General features: G+C 38.0%; 19 protein-coding genes. 15 read left to right on the top strand and 4 right to left on the bottom strand.

Features of this window, described 5'->3' with window-relative positions; all coding sequences use genetic code 11:
* The first annotated feature begins 31 nt into the window (after positions 1-31).
* The 7 genes from I2F17_RS05505 to gcvH all read left to right on the top strand — a co-directional run bounded on the left by I2F17_RS05505 (position 32) and on the right by gcvH (position 5,934).
* On the top strand, positions 32-1,045 hold the full coding sequence (locus tag I2F17_RS05505) for a sulfate ABC transporter substrate-binding protein (RefSeq protein WP_196422396.1): 1,014 nt from the start codon (positions 32-34) through the stop codon (positions 1,043-1,045).
* 38 nt (positions 1,046-1,083) lie between these two features.
* On the top strand, positions 1,084-1,713 hold the full coding sequence (locus I2F17_RS05500) for an RBBP9/YdeN family alpha/beta hydrolase (RefSeq protein WP_211139281.1): 630 nt from the start codon (positions 1,084-1,086) through the stop codon (positions 1,711-1,713).
* 28 nt (positions 1,714-1,741) lie between these two features.
* Positions 1,742-2,572 carry a sulfate ABC transporter permease subunit CysT gene (gene cysT / locus I2F17_RS05495; protein WP_211139280.1) on the top strand — a complete coding sequence of 277 codons (831 nt, stop codon included), beginning with the start codon at positions 1,742-1,744 and terminating at the stop codon, positions 2,570-2,572.
* Entirely contained in the window at positions 2,572-3,444 is an 873-nt protein-coding gene (gene cysW / locus I2F17_RS05490) for a sulfate ABC transporter permease subunit CysW (protein WP_196422399.1), read from the top strand. The genes cysT and cysW overlap by 1 nt, the downstream gene beginning before the upstream one ends.
* Positions 3,445-3,456: 12 nt before the next feature.
* Entirely contained in the window at positions 3,457-4,521 is a 1,065-nt protein-coding gene (locus I2F17_RS05485) for a sulfate/molybdate ABC transporter ATP-binding protein (RefSeq protein ID WP_211139279.1), read from the top strand.
* Positions 4,522-4,539: 18 nt separating this feature from the next.
* Positions 4,540-5,463 (top strand): CysB family HTH-type transcriptional regulator, encoded by a 924-nt coding sequence (locus I2F17_RS05480; protein WP_196422401.1) that lies wholly within the window; start codon positions 4,540-4,542, stop codon positions 5,461-5,463.
* A 96-nt stretch (positions 5,464-5,559) separates the two neighbouring features.
* Complete coding sequence (gcvH, locus tag I2F17_RS05475; protein WP_211139278.1) at positions 5,560-5,934, top strand: glycine cleavage system protein GcvH; 375 nt, start codon at positions 5,560-5,562, stop codon at positions 5,932-5,934.
* A gap of 47 nt (positions 5,935-5,981) precedes the next feature.
* Here the strand turns inward: gcvH and I2F17_RS05470 are convergent, their stop codons facing one another.
* The 3 genes from I2F17_RS05470 to I2F17_RS05460 all read right to left on the bottom strand — a co-directional run bounded on the left by I2F17_RS05470 (position 5,982) and on the right by I2F17_RS05460 (position 9,677).
* Complete coding sequence (locus I2F17_RS05470; protein ID WP_196422403.1) at positions 5,982-7,001, bottom strand: 3-deoxy-7-phosphoheptulonate synthase; 1,020 nt, start codon at positions 6,999-7,001, stop codon at positions 5,982-5,984.
* A 405-nt stretch (positions 7,002-7,406) separates the two neighbouring features.
* Positions 7,407-9,272: a SurA N-terminal domain-containing protein gene (locus I2F17_RS05465; RefSeq protein WP_196422404.1), complete on the bottom strand. Its 1,866-nt coding sequence runs from the start codon at positions 9,270-9,272 to the stop codon at positions 7,407-7,409.
* A gap of 132 nt (positions 9,273-9,404) precedes the next feature.
* Positions 9,405-9,677: an HU family DNA-binding protein gene (locus I2F17_RS05460; protein WP_196422405.1), complete on the bottom strand. Its 273-nt coding sequence runs from the start codon at positions 9,675-9,677 to the stop codon at positions 9,405-9,407.
* Positions 9,678-10,090: 413 nt separating this feature from the next.
* Between I2F17_RS05460 and I2F17_RS05455 the strand changes: the two genes are divergently transcribed.
* The 8 genes from I2F17_RS05455 (at position 10,091) to fdx (ending at position 16,177) form a co-directional block, all read left to right on the top strand.
* Entirely contained in the window at positions 10,091-10,738 is a 648-nt protein-coding gene (locus tag I2F17_RS05455; protein ID WP_211139277.1) for a hypothetical protein, read from the top strand.
* Positions 10,739-10,846: 108 nt separating this feature from the next.
* A complete protein-coding gene (locus I2F17_RS05450; RefSeq protein ID WP_196422407.1) occupies positions 10,847-11,320 on the top strand; it encodes an Rrf2 family transcriptional regulator in 474 nt (157 codons plus the stop codon).
* Between the two features lies 1 nt (position 11,321).
* Entirely contained in the window at positions 11,322-12,539 is a 1,218-nt protein-coding gene (locus I2F17_RS05445; protein WP_196422408.1) for an IscS subfamily cysteine desulfurase, read from the top strand.
* 72 nt (positions 12,540-12,611) lie between these two features.
* A complete protein-coding gene (gene iscU / locus I2F17_RS05440) occupies positions 12,612-12,998 on the top strand; it encodes a Fe-S cluster assembly scaffold IscU (RefSeq protein ID WP_196422409.1) in 387 nt (128 codons plus the stop codon).
* A gap of 24 nt (positions 12,999-13,022) precedes the next feature.
* Complete coding sequence (gene iscA / locus I2F17_RS05435; RefSeq protein WP_196422410.1) at positions 13,023-13,343, top strand: iron-sulfur cluster assembly protein IscA; 321 nt, start codon at positions 13,023-13,025, stop codon at positions 13,341-13,343.
* A gap of 79 nt (positions 13,344-13,422) precedes the next feature.
* Positions 13,423-13,935 (top strand): Fe-S protein assembly co-chaperone HscB, encoded by a 513-nt coding sequence (gene hscB, locus I2F17_RS05430; RefSeq protein WP_211139276.1) that lies wholly within the window; start codon positions 13,423-13,425, stop codon positions 13,933-13,935.
* 28 nt (positions 13,936-13,963) lie between these two features.
* The gene (gene hscA, locus I2F17_RS05425; RefSeq protein WP_211139275.1) at positions 13,964-15,829 is read left to right on the top strand and encodes a Fe-S protein assembly chaperone HscA; all 1,866 of its coding nucleotides are present in this window, start codon (positions 13,964-13,966) and stop codon (positions 15,827-15,829) included.
* 9 nt (positions 15,830-15,838) lie between these two features.
* Positions 15,839-16,177: an ISC system 2Fe-2S type ferredoxin gene (fdx, locus tag I2F17_RS05420; RefSeq protein ID WP_196422413.1), complete on the top strand. Its 339-nt coding sequence runs from the start codon at positions 15,839-15,841 to the stop codon at positions 16,175-16,177.
* Positions 16,178-16,215: 38 nt separating this feature from the next.
* Here the strand turns inward: fdx and I2F17_RS05415 are convergent, their stop codons facing one another.
* Positions 16,216-17,667, bottom strand: coding sequence for an adenylate/guanylate cyclase domain-containing protein (locus I2F17_RS05415; protein ID WP_196422414.1), 1,452 nt, complete (start codon positions 17,665-17,667; stop codon positions 16,216-16,218).
* Positions 17,668-17,703: the final 36 nt, after the last annotated feature.

The raw sequence follows: 17,703 nt of genomic DNA, 5'->3' as shown, positions 1-17,703 counted from the left end.
TCGCCATACTTAGCTATAGGGAAACCAAACTATGTCATTTAAGAAGATTAAACTTGCTATTGTTGCCACTTTACTCAGTGCTTCATCATACACGATTGCTGCAAAAGACTTCTTAAATGTGTCATATGACCCAACTCGTGAGCTATATACAGAAATCAACCAAGCGTATGGTCAGTATTGGAAACAACGTACAGGTGAAAGCATTAACTTCAAACAATCGCATGGTGGTTCAGGCAAACAAGCACGTGCTGTTATTGATGGTTTAAATGCAGATGTAGTGACCTTAGCGTTGGCCGCTGATATTGATGCCATTGCAGAAAAAACAGGAAAACTACCGACCAATTGGCAGTCGCGTTTACCACAAAACTCATCGCCATATACATCTACCATTGTTTTTTTAGTGCGTAAAGGCAACCCAAAACAAATTAAAGACTGGAATGACCTAGTGCGTCCAGATGTAGCAATTATTACACCAAATCCAAAAACATCAGGTGGCGCACGTTGGAATTATCTTGCTGCGTGGGCATGGGCGAAACATCAACCACAGGGTAATGACCAAACAGCGCAAACTTTCGTGAGCAAAATTTATAAAAACACGAAAGTCTTAGACTCAGGTGCTCGTGGTGCAACAACAACCTTTGCAGAGCGTGGCATTGGTGATGTACTGATCGCATGGGAAAATGAAGCCTATCTTGCTACGCGTGAACAACCTGGTAAATTTGAAATCATTACTCCATCGTTGTCTATTTTAGCAGAACCACCTGTTGCAATTGTCGATGCAAATGCTAAAAAAGATGGAAATGCTTTGGTTGCTCAAGGGTATGTAAACTTTTTGTATTCACCATTGGCACAAGAAATTATTGCTAAAAACTTTTACCGCCCTCGCAACCCTGCCGTACTCAAACAGTACAGCAATGTATTTAAACCATTAACTTTAGTGACCATTGATCAAGAATTTGGTGGATGGAAAAATGTACAAAAAACGCATTTTGAAAATGATGGTATTTTTGACAAAATCATCAAAGCCAATGCTCAAAGCAAATAAAAATCACCTTCATGACCACATCTAATAGGAGCAATAATATGACACAGCTATACAATATTATCGTTCCTGGTGTTGGTGGAAGTAATGAAAAACACTGGCAAACGTGGTTAGAACAACGTTTGCCACAAACCAAACGTGTTGTACAACAATGGCAACAACCCATTTTAGATCAATGGATTGAACAATGGGTCAAAACCATTGCCACCACTCAAAATGGTAAGCTACAAATTATTGCGCATAGCTTTGGTTGCCTCACTAGTATTGCAGCACTTGCACAACACCCTCATCTACAACCACGTATTGAAAAACTGATTTTGGTTGCACCAGCCAACCCTGCACGTTTTTCATCACATGGTTTTGCTCAACCAGAACATGATCATCTCTTTACATACTTTAAATCATTGCAAATTAATGTGCCTACAGTCATGCTAGTCAGTGAAAATGACCCTTGGTTGAGCTTTGACGATGCAAAATACTTTGCCAAACAGTGGAAAGTGCCTTATGTTAACTTAGGGCAAGTCGGACACATTAATGTTGATTCAGGCTTTGGCGCTTTTCCTCAATTGCTACCTTATCTCGTTGCAATGCAAAAACAAGATATACGAGACCGTGCACATTATGCCTCGGTAGGAAGCCAGAAAAATCATGTTTTAGTGCAGTCTATATAGAAAATAGGCTGTTATTTGAGAGATTATCATGCGTAACAACAAAGCTGTTTTACCAGGTTTTGGTTTATCTTTAGGTTATACAATACTTTATTTATCTATTATTGTATTTTTACCCCTGTCAGCGGTATTTATTAAATCTTTTGGTATCGGTTGGAGTGGCCTACTCGATATTATTCAAGATACCCGCATATTAAAGGCCTTACAGCTGAGCTTTACTACAGCGTTCATTGCCGCCTTGGTCAATGTGTTTTTAGGCTTACTCTTAGCATGGTGTTTGGTTAGATATACGTTTCCCGCTAAACGCATTGTCGATGCCCTCATTGATTTGCCATTTGCACTGCCCACAGCTGTTGCAGGGATTGCACTTACTTCATTATATGCGTCTACAGGCTGGGTTGGCCAATATCTAGAACCTTTGGGAATCAAAGTCGCTTATACGTCAACAGGAATTACCTTAGCATTAATTTTTATTGGTATACCTTTTGTTGTTCGTACAGTACAACCGGTCTTAAGTGACTTAGAAACTGAGCTTGAAGAGGCAGCTTCTGCCCTTGGTGCAACCCGTTGGCAAACGTTTAGACATGTGATTTTGCCCATTATTTTGCCTTCTTTAATTACAGGGTTCGCCTTGGCTTTTGCACGTGGTGTAGGTGAATATGGCTCAGTTATTTTTATTGCAGGCAACCAACCCTACAAAACTGAAATTGCACCACTCATGATCGTTTCTCGACTCGAAGAATACGACTATGCAGGTGCCACAACCATTGCTGTTATTATGCTGCTTTTATCATTTGCCATTTTATTACTCATTAATATTTTTCAATCTTGGGCAACACGCCGTACAGGGAGAAATGTCTAATGGCCGGTTCTCATCAAAATCTAGCACAACAACTCCAAGCAAAAGATGCTACACGTGAACCAGCATGGGTCAGACGAGTGTTACTGAGTATTAGTCTCATTGTTTTTCTTGGATTACTTATTTTACCATTGGGCTTAGTTTTCATTGAAGCCTTCCGCCAAGGGGTTGAAGTTTATTTCAAAGCACTGGTTGAGCCAGATACACTATCTGCAGTAAAACTTACCCTACTCACAGCAGCGATTGCTGTTCCATTAAATGTAGTATTTGGTGTCGCAGCCGCATGGGCCGTTGCTAAATTCAACTTTAAAGGAAAAACACTTCTCACCACACTCATAGATACCCCATTTTCTGTGTCGCCTGTCATTGCAGGTTTGATGCTTGTGCTAATGTTCGGTACACAAGGTTGGCTCGGTAGTTGGTTGCAAACCCACAATATTCAAATTTTGTACTCTGTACCTGCTATTGTTTTGGCTACTGTGTTTATTACAGTACCTTTTGTCGCGCGAGAACTCATTCCATTGATGCAAGCACAAGGAAACGAGGAAGAAGAAGCGGCCATTTTACTTGGTGCATCAGGTTGGACCACATTTTGGAAAATTACTCTGCCTAATATCAAATGGGGTTTACTGTATGGTGTGATTTTATGTAATGCACGTGCAATGGGTGAGTTTGGAGCGGTATCTGTCGTATCTGGGCATATTCGTGGAGAAACGAACACCCTTCCCTTACATGTAGAAATTCTATACAACGACTACAGCTACAGTGCAGCTTTCGCCGTGGCATCACTTTTAGCCTTCTTAGCAATCCTTACCCTGATTATTAAAACATGGGTAGAAGTTCGCCAAGAAAAAAATAATTCAAGTACTACATAGGGAGCATGTTCAATGAGTATCCAAGTTAAAAATATAGAAAAGCATTTTGGTGATTTTCACGCTCTCAACAACATTAGCTTAGACTTTCCTGAAGGTCAATTGGTGGCACTACTTGGCCCATCAGGCTGTGGTAAAACCACTTTATTGCGTATTATTGCTGGGTTAGAGCAAGCTGACTCGGGGCAAGTCTTGCTCGAAGGTTCAGATGCCACCCGCACACACGTAAGAGAGCGACAAGTAGGATTCGTGTTCCAACATTATGCACTTTTTAGACACATGACAGTCTTTGAAAATGTTGCCTTTGGTTTACGTGTACGTCCAAAATCTACCCGCCCGTCAGATGCAGAAATTAAACAACGTGTACACCAACTTCTTGAACTCGTTCAACTAGATTTTCTCTCTGACCGTTACCCATCACAACTCTCAGGTGGACAACGCCAACGTATTGCCCTTGCAAGAGCATTGGCTGTAGAACCACGGGTATTGTTACTTGATGAACCATTTGGGGCACTAGATGCTAAAGTACGCAAAGAATTAAGACGTTGGCTAAGACATTTACACGATGAACTACATATTACCTCTATTTTTGTTACACATGACCAAGAAGAAGCCTTAGAGGTTGCAGACAAAATTGTTGTCATGAATAAAGGAAATATTGAGCAAATTGGCTCACCTCGTGAAGTATACCAACAACCACAAACGCCTTTTGTTTTTGACTTTTTAGGACAAGCCAATCGATTTGAAGGAACAACACAAAATAGTGTGCTACATATCGGTAATGACAGTTTAGAACTAACATCATCGCGTGAAAATGGACAGGTCACTGCATTTGCTCGACCACATGAACTTATTATTCATACACAACATTTAGCACATTCTATTGAAGCCACCTTCTTACGTTATGTCTGGGTTGCAGGTAAAATTATTGCTGAACTAGAAGATCGTAACCAACATCCAATTGAGATTTTTGTTTCACAAGAAGAAGCCAGTGCTCAAATTTTAACAGCAGGTCAAACCGTTTGGATTACTGCAAAGCATTTACATCTGTTTGAAACGAAGTCATCCTCTATAGCCTAACAATAAGAGTATAAAAACATGAATTTTCAGCAATTACGCATTATTCGTGAAACGGTTAGACAAAACTTTAATCTAACCGAAGCATCTGCTGCGTTATTTACTTCACAATCTGGCGTAAGTAAACACATTAAAGACCTAGAAGATGAACTCGGTGTTCAACTTTTTATTCGTAAAGGAAAGAGAATTTTAGGCTTGACCGAGCCAGGACAAGCTCTATTGTCTGTGGTAGAGCGTATGTTAATTGATGCAGAAAACATCAAACGTCTTGCCGATGAATTTAATAAAATCGATGAAGGTACATTAACGATTGCAACTACACATACCCAAGCACGTTATATTTTACCACCGATTGTCAATTTATTTAAAAAGCAATTTCCCAAAGTCCACTTGGTATTACAACAAGCAAGCCCTTCTGAAATTGTAGAAATGCTTTTACAGGGGCAAGCCGATATCGGCATTGCAACAGAATCATTAACCACAGAAGATAATTTAGCGGGTATTCCATACTATACATGGCAGCATAGTATTATTACGCCCAAAGAACATCCTTTGACCAAGCTTGAGCACATCACGCTTGAAGACTTGGCGCAATATCCTATTGTAACGTATCATGAAGGCTTTACGGGTCGAGCTAAAATCAATCAAGCATTCATCGATGCCCATTTAGATGCAGATATTGTAATGTCTGCCTTAGATACAGATGTGATTAAAACCTATGTAGAATTAGGTATGGGTATTGGTATTATTAACAGTATTGCCTATGATGAAAAACGTGACATTCACTTATCACAAGTGAAAACAACACTTTTTGATATCAACACTACATGGATTGCTGTACGTAAAGGGCACTTACTGCGTGGTTATGGCTACAATTTTATTTCGTTATGTTCACCTGAAGCCAATATCAAAGCCTTAAAAAAAGCCGCATACCCAGATGAATAAACACGTTTAAGCAATAAAAAAACCTGCTCATCATGATAAGTAGGTTTTTTCATTTCAAAATACAATATGCTTCTAGATATAAAATAGGATATTTTTATGAACCATCCAGCAGATCTAAAATATGCTTCAACCCATGAATGGGTTAGACTCGAAGGTGATTTAGTTGTTACAGGAATCTCAGATCATGCACAAGATGCTCTAGGTGATTTAGTGTATGTTGAACTACCTGACATTGGACAACATATCGAAGCCACGACTCAAACGGGTGTCGTCGAGTCAGTAAAGACTGCATCAGATATTCATATGCCGATTTCAGGCACTATCGTAGAAGTAAATGATGCGTTAGAGGATGACCCCGATTTCATTAATGATGATCCTTATGGTAAAGGTTGGATTTATAAAATAAAGCCAGACAATATTAAAGATCTAGAATATTTACTTTCGAGTACAGCATACGAAGCAGGTCTATAAAAAATACAGGTGCTCAAAGCACCTGTACCCTACTTTTCAAAGTCGTACTAAATAGATAAATCACGACATACGTGCAATACAAGTTGCTCAGTTTTTTCCCATCCTAAACAACCATCTGTCACCGATTTTCCGTAAGTCATGTCTGTTGAAATTTTTTGTGCACCATCAAGAAGATGACTTTCTACCATAACTCCCCTGACTTGAGTGAGCTTTCTTTCTGCAATAATTTGTTTTAAAATCGCAGGTTGCTTCAAAGGGTCTTTACCACTATTACCATGACTACAATCAATCACTAAAGCAGGCATATTTTCGCCCACTTTGTCTTTGATATTTTGTACTGACTGTGCATCATAGTTCGTGCCCGTATTAGCACCACGTAAAATCAAATGCGGAAATGGATTGCCTAAACTACTCTTTAAGACAGGCGCACCATGTTGCCCAAGTGCGAAGAAATCATGTTTAGCCGCAGCAGACTGTATAGCATCTAAAGCAATTTGTACCGAACCATCTGTACCATTTTTAAAACCTACCGCAAAAGGTAAACTGCTTGAGATTTCACGATGAATTTGCGACTCAGACGTTCTTGCACCAATTGCTCCCCAAGCAATCAAATCATCAAAATAACCTGTTGCCATTGGGTTAAGAATTTCGCTTGCAATCGGAATGCCGATCTCAACCAATTTGAGATACAATTCGCGAGATTTTTCAATACCTTGTTTTAAATTTGCACGACCATCTAACATTGGGTCGTACAAAAACCCTTTCCATCCCACAGTTGTTCTTGGTTTTTCAATATAAGCACGCATCACAATAAAAATATGATCTTTGACGTGTTGTTGTAGTTTTTCTAATTTTTTTGCATATTCTAATACTGCAACAGGATCATGAATGGAACAAGGACCAATAATAAGTAATAACCGATCATCTTGACCCGCTAAAATAGCATCTACAACCTGTCTGTGCTGTGTAATTTGTAGTTTGAGCGCACTTGAAAGGGGTAAATCTTGTTTTAACTGCTGTGGCGTAGGAAGTGCTTGTTCTTGAATGGGTAAAACAACTGTGTTCATGGTATATCCTTTTATGGGGTCGAAACCCTTACCTTATTTCTGGGAAGATCGTATTTGATGATGAGTATGCTGTGATAGATAAGATTGGCTATAGAAAAAGTAAAAGTTAAAATGGTCACTCATGTGAAATCTCCAAAAATATGACATAAAAAAACCTGATTGGTGGCTGCCAATCAGGTTCATAAATGTTGATGGGCAACCTTTCTTTTGCCCATACGTATAGGGGCAATTATCTAAAGTGCCAAAAGTATACGTATGAAAAAACAGATTGCATCAACAAGGTCATGTATTGTCTTCAAAATAAATATGATCTCATTTTAAAATACGCTATTTTACGGATACTGACAAGTCTTAATCTAAAAAAATTCATGTCACTCTCTAGAGAATGACATGGATACAAATCAACTACTTAATCTTTGCAATTGATTTTAGATAGTCAATATAGTCTGCTAACTCTTGCTCACCACGAAGTTGCTGATACGCCTTGGTAGCTTGCTGTACTTGTTCAGGTGTGAGCTTACTAAATGCATCTCTATCTACTTTAGAAACAGCCACAATCACAAGCTCATCCGCTAAATCTGCTGTACCTACAGACCACATACCCGCTTTAGGTACAGGTTGAGTGAAAGCCACATCTGCAATATCTTTTCTCAAATTCTGACGATTAAACAATGCAGGTTTTTCAAACTTAATATTGCTTTTTGCAATCACCTGCGCTGCAGGTTCTGTTTTGAATGCCTCTAAAGTTGACATAATTTTAGCTGTCGCAAGTGCCGCTGCTTTTTTATTTAACAGCGTGACTTTAATAGCATCTGTTGCTTGCTCTAAGGTTTGTAGCCCTTCAGGGTGATAATTACGAACCTTTAACCACAAAGTTTCACCATTCGCCAATGCAATACTCGTTGAAATATTACGATCACCATTTTTCACTTCATTATTAAATAACTTGGTTTTCACAACAGGCTGACTTAAATATGGGTTACTTGTCCAAAGTGTGACATTTTTAGCACTTTGAATAGAGGTGGTTTTGATTTGCTGGGTAATAACATCTAAAGCATCGGCACTTACCGCGGCATCATTTAGTCCATTTACCGCATCTGTATATGCATTTGCACGTTTACTTTGTTCTAAGCTTGCTTGCAGTTTTGCCTTTTCTTCTTCAAAAGATGCAATTTTTACTGCTTCAGTGTTCACATCAATAATGTGATAACCAAAGTTTGTTTTTACAGGTGCAGAAATAGTATGGTCTTTCAATGTTTTCACTGCATCATCAAACTCTGTTGAGCCTAATGTACCTGCTTGATACCCCTCAATCAAACCTCCTTTAGTTTTAGAAGTTGGGTCTTCAGAGTATTGTTTAGCTGCATCTGCAAAAGATAAACCTGCTTTTAGTTTTGCTTCTACATCATTTGCCAATTTTAAAGCATCTTCTTCACTACGTGTATCTTTCGTAATTAAGATATGGCGAACATCTTTTTTAGCATTATTTTTTTGTGCGTCCACATATTGCGTGTAAGCTTGTGTAAGCTCTGCTTCTGTAATTGGGGTGGTTTGTGTAAACATACTTGGTTTAACTACTACGTAGTCTACGTCTACAGATGAACTACGTCTAAACTCATTTTTATGTTTTTCATAATAATTAGCAACATCTTGGTTAGATATCACAATTCCTTTTTTATATTCATCAAGTTTAATACTCGACAGATAAAGCTCTCTTTGTTCTGACTGTAAATTAACAAAATTTTCAACACCTTGATGCGTTGTAAGTGCGTAACTCGATGCTGTTGCAGTTAACATTTTTAAAGCATGGTCTTGTTGTAAGTTTGCAAGCAGTGCTTCTTTTGTAATACCACGACTGCGTAAGTAATTACCAAATACCTCATTACTAAACTTACCATTCACTTGAAAATCTGGTAGCTGAGACAACATTTGTACAAACTGAGTATCACTCATTTCGATACCCAATTTACCAGCTTGCTGTAAAAGTAAGGTTCTGGCAATTAATGTATTTAATGCTGATTCTCGAATCACATCCGTATTCAAAAGAGATTCATCACCTTGAACATATTGCAAATACTGCTGTTGATAAGATTTAACCAACTCATCAAGCTCTTTATTTGAAATATCCTGACCATTCACTTTTTTAGCAACATCTCCCTTGTTCGATCCACTAAAATAGCCTTCAACACCCACAAGCGCTAAAGGAATTAGGAATAAAACAAGTAATACAATACCCAACCAACCTTTAATCAGTTTACGAAACGATTCCATCTGTATTCCAATATCTTATTTGTTTGCAATTCTAACTGAAATCACACCATCAATGCATGTATTACACCAGATTTATTTTGCCAGCATGCATAAAAAAACGCGCCTTTAAGCGCGTTTTTACACGGTTTGTAATTATACAACCGCATCTTTTAGGCTTTTACCTGCTTTAAAGCTTGGTACTTTGCTCGCCTTAATTTGTAGCTCTTCGCCTGTTTTTGGGTTACGACCTGTACGTGCTGCACGCTCTTTTACAGCAAATGTACCAAAACCCACCAAAGTTACTGTGTCGCCAGCTTGTAATGCTTTTGTAATAGACGCAATTGTTGCATCAAGTGCTTTTCCTGCATCAACCTTTGACAATCCCCCATTTTGTGCAATGTTATCAATCAATTCTGATTTATTCATGAAGATTATGTCCTCTAATATGGTCTATTTAAGATCTAGTCATGTTCTATATCTTACCTCAATGCCTTTATATCAATGCTTTGGGGGAAAAGGCAAGACTCAGTTATCGCTTTTCATACTTTTTAATTTTAAAAAAACAAAAAAAACACGAAAAGCCATATTTTTACGTAAAACAGTATCTTTTACGGCGTTTACGATGAATGACAATGAAAAAAAGTATCTATAATTATATTTATAGTCAATAACATGTATAAGAACTATGCAACAATGTATCATTGCAACTTCCAACCTTGCTAGATATGCACTTTTGATCTATTTTAGTAGCCAATAAGTTAAGCGTAACAGGCATAAGCCCACGACAAAATAATACGCTTATAGATGCATGAACGACATTTAATTTAGGATATTCAGTCATGAACACACCAACAGAAGAAAAAAAGCGACTTTCTTTCTTGCTTGAAGCACTCATGATTGTCTTAGAAACCTTTTATAGCTTTGTCTTTAAGCATGATCCAATTGTCAAACAACAAGCAATTCCTTTTGTAGAGAAAAATATTTCTCTCAAAGTCAATTGTTACATTCCCTACTTTAATTTTTATGTGAGTTTTTCAAGTCAAGGACTGCTCTTTAACCTTCAACCCCCTGAAAAAACCACAACAATTGAAATCAGCAGTACAATTTTTGGCTATGCTCAAGCTTTAGCTTTAGGGAATAAAAAAAGTATCTATGGTATTAAAATATATAGCGAAGACAACACCACCAAAGATCAATTGAGAGATTTTCTCATTTCATTATCTTTACCTCACCTTGGTAGTGATTGGAAAAAGTGGATTTTTAGTGCAAGTTTAAAAAAAGAAACTATTAGTTCCCCTCTTCGCACCTCGACTTTACTTGAAAAAATAGACCATCAACGCGCTAAGATCAATCAACTGTATGTCGAAAACAAACAGCTTAAAAACCGTGTTCGTCATATGAAAGCATCGCAAAAACGAATTAATATTATCTTTTTTATCATTACAGTAAGTTTAATTATTGCGTTAGTATATAGCCATACTCATTAGAGATAATGGTATATAAACTCAGTAACGACTTTTATTGAGTTAAAACTTGACTATTTTAGTCAGGATTCTTAAAATTGTAATATCTAGTCTGAATATGTGTATCGAGTCATGCGCTTAACCACTCGCGGTCGCTACGCAGTGACTGCCCTTTTAGATCTTGCGTTACAACCGGCAGATAAAACAATTACGCTTACAGAAATAGCAACACGTCAGACTATCTCTGTAGCCTACTTGGAACAACTTTTTGCTAAACTTAAACGTAATGGCCTTGTACTTAGTGTACGTGGTGCAAATGGCGGTTACCACCTAGCAAAAAGCGCAGACAAAATCACTGTTTTAGAAGTGATTGAAGCTGTCAATGAAACTGTTGATGCAACACGTTGTGACCACCAAGGTAACTGTCAAAATGGTGCAATGTGCCTGACACACGACCTATGGCATGATTTGTCTAATCACATCGAAAACTATTTAGCAAAAATATCGCTTGCTGATCTTACTTCTGCAAAGAATGTGCAAACTGTAGCTATCCGCCAAAAATCAGCAAATCTCGATTCAGCCACCTTACAGGCGACAGGTATTTAACATGAAACGTCCAATCTATCTTGATTACGCAGCAACAACACCAGTAGACCCTATCGTGGCTGAACGCATGATGGAATGTCTTACTTTCGATGGTACCTTTGGTAACCCTGCCTCACGCTCACATGCTCATGGTTGGCAATCTGAAGAAAAAGCCGAATATGCACGTGAACAAGTTGCCAATCTTGTCAACGCAGACCCACGTGAAATTGTCTGGACTTCAGGTGCAACTGAAGCAGATAATTTGGCACTAAAAGGAATTGCGCAATTTTATGCACAAAAGGGTAAGCATATTGTTACTAGTAAAATTGAGCATAAAGCCATTTTAGACACCTGTCGTGAGCTTGAATCGGAAGGTTTCGAAATTACATACATTGAACCTGAAGCGAAAACAGGTTTAATTACTGCAGACATGGTTGCTGAAGTATTACGTCCTGATACAGTTTTAGTCTCACTAATGATGGTAAACAATGAAATTGGTACCACCACTGATATCGCAGCCATTGGTGAGCTTACACGTGCCAATAAAACATTTTTTCATGTAGATGCCGCACAAGCTGCAGGAAAAGTTAAAATTGATTTAAGTACACTTAACGTAGACTTAATGAGCTTTTCTGCACATAAAATCTATGGCCCAAAAGGAATTGGTGCACTTTATGTACGTCGTAAACCACGTGTACGCCTAAAAGCACAAATGCACGGTGGTGGTCATGAGCGTGGTATGCGTTCAGGTACTTTAGCAACGCACCAAATTGTAGGCATGGGCGAAGCATTTGAACTTGCAGGCAAAAACTTAGTTGCTGAACAAGAAAGATTACGTGTTTTACGTGACCGTCTATGGAATGGTTTACAAGATTTAGAGCAAGTCTTCTTAAACGGTCACCCTGTATACAATGTTGCAAACTATCTCAATGTAAGTTTCAACTTTGTTGAAGGTGAATCGCTCATGATGGCACTTAAAGACATTTCAGTGTCAAGTGGTTCTGCATGTACTTCAGCAACATTAGAGCCATCTTATGTACTTAGAGCACTTGGCTTGTCTGATGAGCTTGCGCATAGTTCAATTCGTTTTAGTTTTGGTAAATACACCACTGAAGCGGAAATTGATCATGTAATTGCCATTACCAAATCTGCTGTTGAAAAACTACGTGACTTATCTCCACTTTGGGATATGTACAAAGATGGGATTGACCTCTCATCGGTTGAGTGGGCTGAACATTAATTTCACCACTCTTTCAAATTTAAACAACATATATTGCAAAACTTAGGCAACACCCAGGTTAGGAGAAGTATCATGGCATATAGCGATAAAGTAATTGATCATTACGAAAACCCGAGAAATGTGGGCGTTTTAGATAAAAATGCAGACAATGTAGGTACAGGTATGGTTGGTGCACCTGCATGTGGTGATGTCATGCGTCTACAAATTCAAGTAGGTGACGACGGCATCATTGAACAAGCACGTTTTAAAACTTATGGTTGTGGTTCAGCAATTGCTTCAAGCTCTTTAGTCACAGAATGGCTTAAAGGTAAAACGTTAGATGAAGCACAAGCGATTAAAAATATTGATATTGCAACTGAACTTGCACTTCCTCCTGTAAAAGTACACTGCTCTGTACTTGCAGAAGATGCAATTAAAGCTGCCATTGAAGATTTTCGTACTAAAAAATCTCACGCTTAAATATTACCAACAGACGGAGTTTTCATGATCTACTTAACCGAAAGCGCTGCAACACATATTCGCAACTACATTGTAAACCGTGGTAAAGGCGAAGGCATTCGTGTTGGGGTGAAAACTTCAGGATGTTCAGGTCTAGCATATGTACTTGAGTTTGTAGATGATATAGACCAACACGACCACATCTTCGAGCATTTTGGGGCGAAAATTTTTATCGACCCCAAAAGCTTGGTTTATCTTAGTGGGTTAGAAATGGACTATGTCAAAAATGGTTTAAACGAAGGTTTTGAGTTTAATAACCCCAATAAAAAAGGGGAATGTGGCTGTGGTGAATCTTTCACTGTTTAAGTCTCACGCAAACGTCCACTCTTTTGCAATGTCCTTTAAACGGTGTTTCACCGTTTTTGGCTTTTTATGGCGATGACATATGAACTATTTTGAACAGTTTGATCTTCCTGAGCAATTAGATATCAATCTAAGTTTACTCAAAGCAAATTTTCTAAAATTGCAACAGCAACACCATCCAGATCAAGCAAAAGATAAAAATGCGGCGCTCATTCAGTCAAGTGAAATTAACCAAGGGTATAAAACACTCTTACATGTCGACTCTCGCGCAGGTTATCTATTAAAATTAAAGCAACAAGATCAATATCTCGACCAATCCATTCATGATTTAAATTTCTTACAATCTGCACTAGAGATGAGAGAAATGCTCGATGAAGCACTGTCCGTAGAGCAACTCGAGCAACTCAGAAAAGAAATACATTCAAATGTTGCAACTTTAACGCATACATTTAATACACAGTTTACGCAACAACAATGGGCAGATGCTCAAGATAGCGTTCGCAAACTACAATTTTTTCAGAAAGTTTTAAAAGATATAGATAAAGCAGAAGAAGATCTTCTTGATCATCAAACACATTTAGACGATGATTTCTAACTTTACACTTATCAAGGATGTTTAACACATGGCCCTTTTGCAAATTGCAGAGCCCGGACAATCAAGCGACCCACATCAACATCGTGTCGCTATCGGTATTGACTTAGGAACAACGCACTCTTTAGTGGCAACAGTTCGATCGGGTCAAGCACAAGTACTGCCCGATCAACATGGCCATGTATTGCTCCCCTCCGTTGTACATTACTCGAATGAAGCCACCTCTTATGGCTATGAAGCACAAGATTTTTTAGTGAATGATCCGACAAATACGATTACATCTGTTAAACGTTTTATGGGACGCTCTCAGGCAGACATTAAATTTCAACATCCGTACCAACTTTTAGGTACGGCACAAGATATGCCAACATTTCAAACCGCTGTTGGTCAAAAAACGCCTGTCGAAATTTCAGCTGACTTACTCACACAACTCAAACATCGTGCAGAGCAAAGTGTAGCTCATCCTATACAAGGTGCGGTTATTACCGTCCCTGCATATTTTGATGAAGCCCAAAGACAAGCCACTCGTGATGCAGCGCAGTTAGCTGGATTAAATGTGTTACGTTTACTGAATGAACCCACTGCTGCTGCTGTTGCATATGGTTTAGATCACACATCTCAATTAGAAATAGACCAAAACTATGTCATTTACGATTTAGGTGGTGGTACATTCGATGTCTCTATTTTACGATTTTCACAAGGTGTTTTTGAAGTTTTAGCAACAGGTGGTCATACAGCATTAGGTGGTGATGATTTAGATCGACTCATTGTAAAATGGCTAAAACAACAACTTGCGATTGATAATGTAGACAATGAAACATATGCACATTTGGTCATTGCAGCCAAAAAAGCCAAAGAAGATCTTTCTACACAAAAACACGTCTCGATTCAAGTTGAACAACAAAAAATCGAATTAGATAGAGTAACATTTGAAAAAATTATACAGCCTGCATTAGATCGTACTTTACACGTATGTAAACGTGTACTTCGAGATGCAAAACTTGAACTTACAGATATCAAGCATGTTGTGCTTGTCGGGGGCTCTACCCGCTCATATGCTGTACAAGATGCTGTAGAACAACTATTTAAGCAAACACCATTATGTAGCATCAACCCAGATGAAGTGGTTGCTATTGGTGCTGCGATGACGGCAGATCAGCTTATAGGTAATCGTACAGACCAAGCCCTGTTATTAGATGTTACACCTCTCTCACTGGGTTTAGAAACGATGGGCGGTTTAGTGGAACGCCTTATTCCTCGTAATACTGCAATTCCAATTGCACGTAAGCAAGAATTTACTACGTATCAAGATGGTCAAACGGCTATGCTCATTCATGTATTACAAGGTGAGCGTGATTTAGTCGAACACTGTAGATCGCTAGGTCAATTTGTGTTACACGGTATTCCACCGATGACAGCAGGTCAAGCACGTATCGAAGTGACCTTTCAAGTCGATGCAGATGGATTACTTGCTGTATCTGCACAAGAAACCACATCAGGTACACAGGCAAATATTGATATTAAGCCTTCTTATGGCTTGTCTGATACAGATATGGAACGCTTATTACTTGACGGCTACAAGTATGCAGAAGAAGATAAACATTTACGCCATTTACATGAAACTAAAATGGAAGCAGAGCGTGAACTTGAAGCATTAACTCAAGCCATTAAAGCCGATGCGACATTACTCACGCCAGAACAACTGACCAAACTACAGCAAGCACAACAACAATTAGTCACAACTTTACAAAGTGATCAAATTGATGATATTGAAAGGTCAATTAAACAACTAAAGCACTATAGCGACCAATTCGCTGCTTTACGTATGAACCGCCATATTGACCACGCCCTCAAAGGCACTAAACTTGATGACTGGTCCACCCCAAGTACTAAATAGGTAACCGCTATGCCACGTATTAAAGTCCTTCCTCATGCACAATTTTGTCCAGAGGGTGCAGAGTTCGAAGTTGAAGAAAATAGTAATTTATGTTCTAGCCTACATCAACATGGCATTAAAATTGAACATGCATGTGACATGTCATGCGCATGTACAACCTGCCATGTTGTGATTCGTAAAGGCTTTGATGGTCTAGATGAAATGAATGATGTCGAAGCAGATTTACTCGATCGTGCATGGGGGCTTGAACCTGACTCACGTCTATCTTGTCAGGTTAAAATTGTAGATGAAGATCTAGAAGTTGAAATTCCTAAATATACGATCAATCACGCTTCTGAAAATCATTAATTAAAATGACATTTAAATGCTTAGGTAACGCTAAGCATTTATTTTTTATCTATAAATTCAATTAATTCATCTGATAATGTCAATTTTGCAACACCTTGGCTGGTTGTCATTTCTTTTTGCATTTTTAGCGTATCTGTCATCTTTTCTAAAATTTGAATCAGCTTAGCATGCTCATAATGTTGTATTTCCTCTAAATTAAGTAAAAGATGAAATCCTTTATAATTGTAATCGAACCATTGCTGTATATCTGCAGTATTGCCTGTATATTTTTCTAATACTTGCCATGTATTCATCGGATTATTCATTCCTTTCAACTGCATAGGCTGTTTTGGAATACAAATAAAATAATCTTTAATTAAATGATATGTACTGTCTGCAATTAAGATTTCATCAACATCAGCAACCGCCTGCAAACGTGATGCAAGATTCACATCATGTCCAATGACAGTATAAGACATACGGTAATCAGAACCATAGTTACCGACGTGGCAATATCCCGTACTTACTCCCATACGAATATGTAACTCAGGAAAACCCATTCTCAACCATCGCTCACGCAATACATGCATTTGTTGACGCATCATTAATGCCATTTCAATACATTTTTTGGCATCTGGTTCTAGGCCTTTACTATGTGGATCACCAAAAAATATTAAAATACCATCGCCAATAAATTTATCTAGAGTCGCCTCATGTTTTTTTGCAATTTCTGTCATATGATCCAAATAATCATTTAATAAAAATGCAAGCTCTTCGGGAGGTAAATTTTCAGCTAACTCTGTAAATCCTTGAATATCTGAAAAGAAAATCGTCATTTTTTTTCTTTTATAATCAATTTTGGCTTCTGTTTCACCACTCATAATCGACTGCCACAATTGCTTTGGTGCATAACGACTCAGTTGAGTTGAAAAAAGAATATAGCGATCCATTTGTTCTTGATAATAATGCTTGGTTTTTTTCACATGCTCTAGATGGCTTTTATAAAAATAAAAAGCTGAGCCTAAAAATAATAAGAAACAAAAAAAACTATATAAAATTAATTGTATTTGATTTAAATTAAAATAGTGATCGAAACCAAAAGCAAAAATACTGGCTAAACAAATGGTTGTTATACCAATAGCACTAATCAAGACCAAAGTAATAAAAGAGGCCTTAAACGTAGTACCAATAAAAAGAAGGCAAATAATTAATAAAAAGCTAAAAACCAATGAAAAATGTACAGATGCTATTGCTAACCCTGCCACAATAACATCGTACACGAAAACTAACTGTCGTGCGAAAACCTCGTTCACTTTATATTTTAAATAATCAAAGGTTTTAATTGATACAGGCAGAAGTACCACACTTGCAATGGGTACCATCCAATACACCAATTGCATTGTTTCATTTGCATAGTAAATAAAAACAGCTACAGAAAGTATCAAATATCCGACCGCACGGTAGATGCTTTCTATCACAAATTTATTCATTGAAATACGCTCAAATAGCATCTACGCCACCTATGCAATCCGTGTATTCATGAATAT

Origin of the sequence: Acinetobacter baretiae (assembly GCF_015627105.1) — a bacterium.
GTDB classification, from domain to species: domain Bacteria; phylum Pseudomonadota; class Gammaproteobacteria; order Pseudomonadales; family Moraxellaceae; genus Acinetobacter; species Acinetobacter baretiae.
This window is presented reverse-complemented; position numbering and strand designations above follow the sequence as displayed.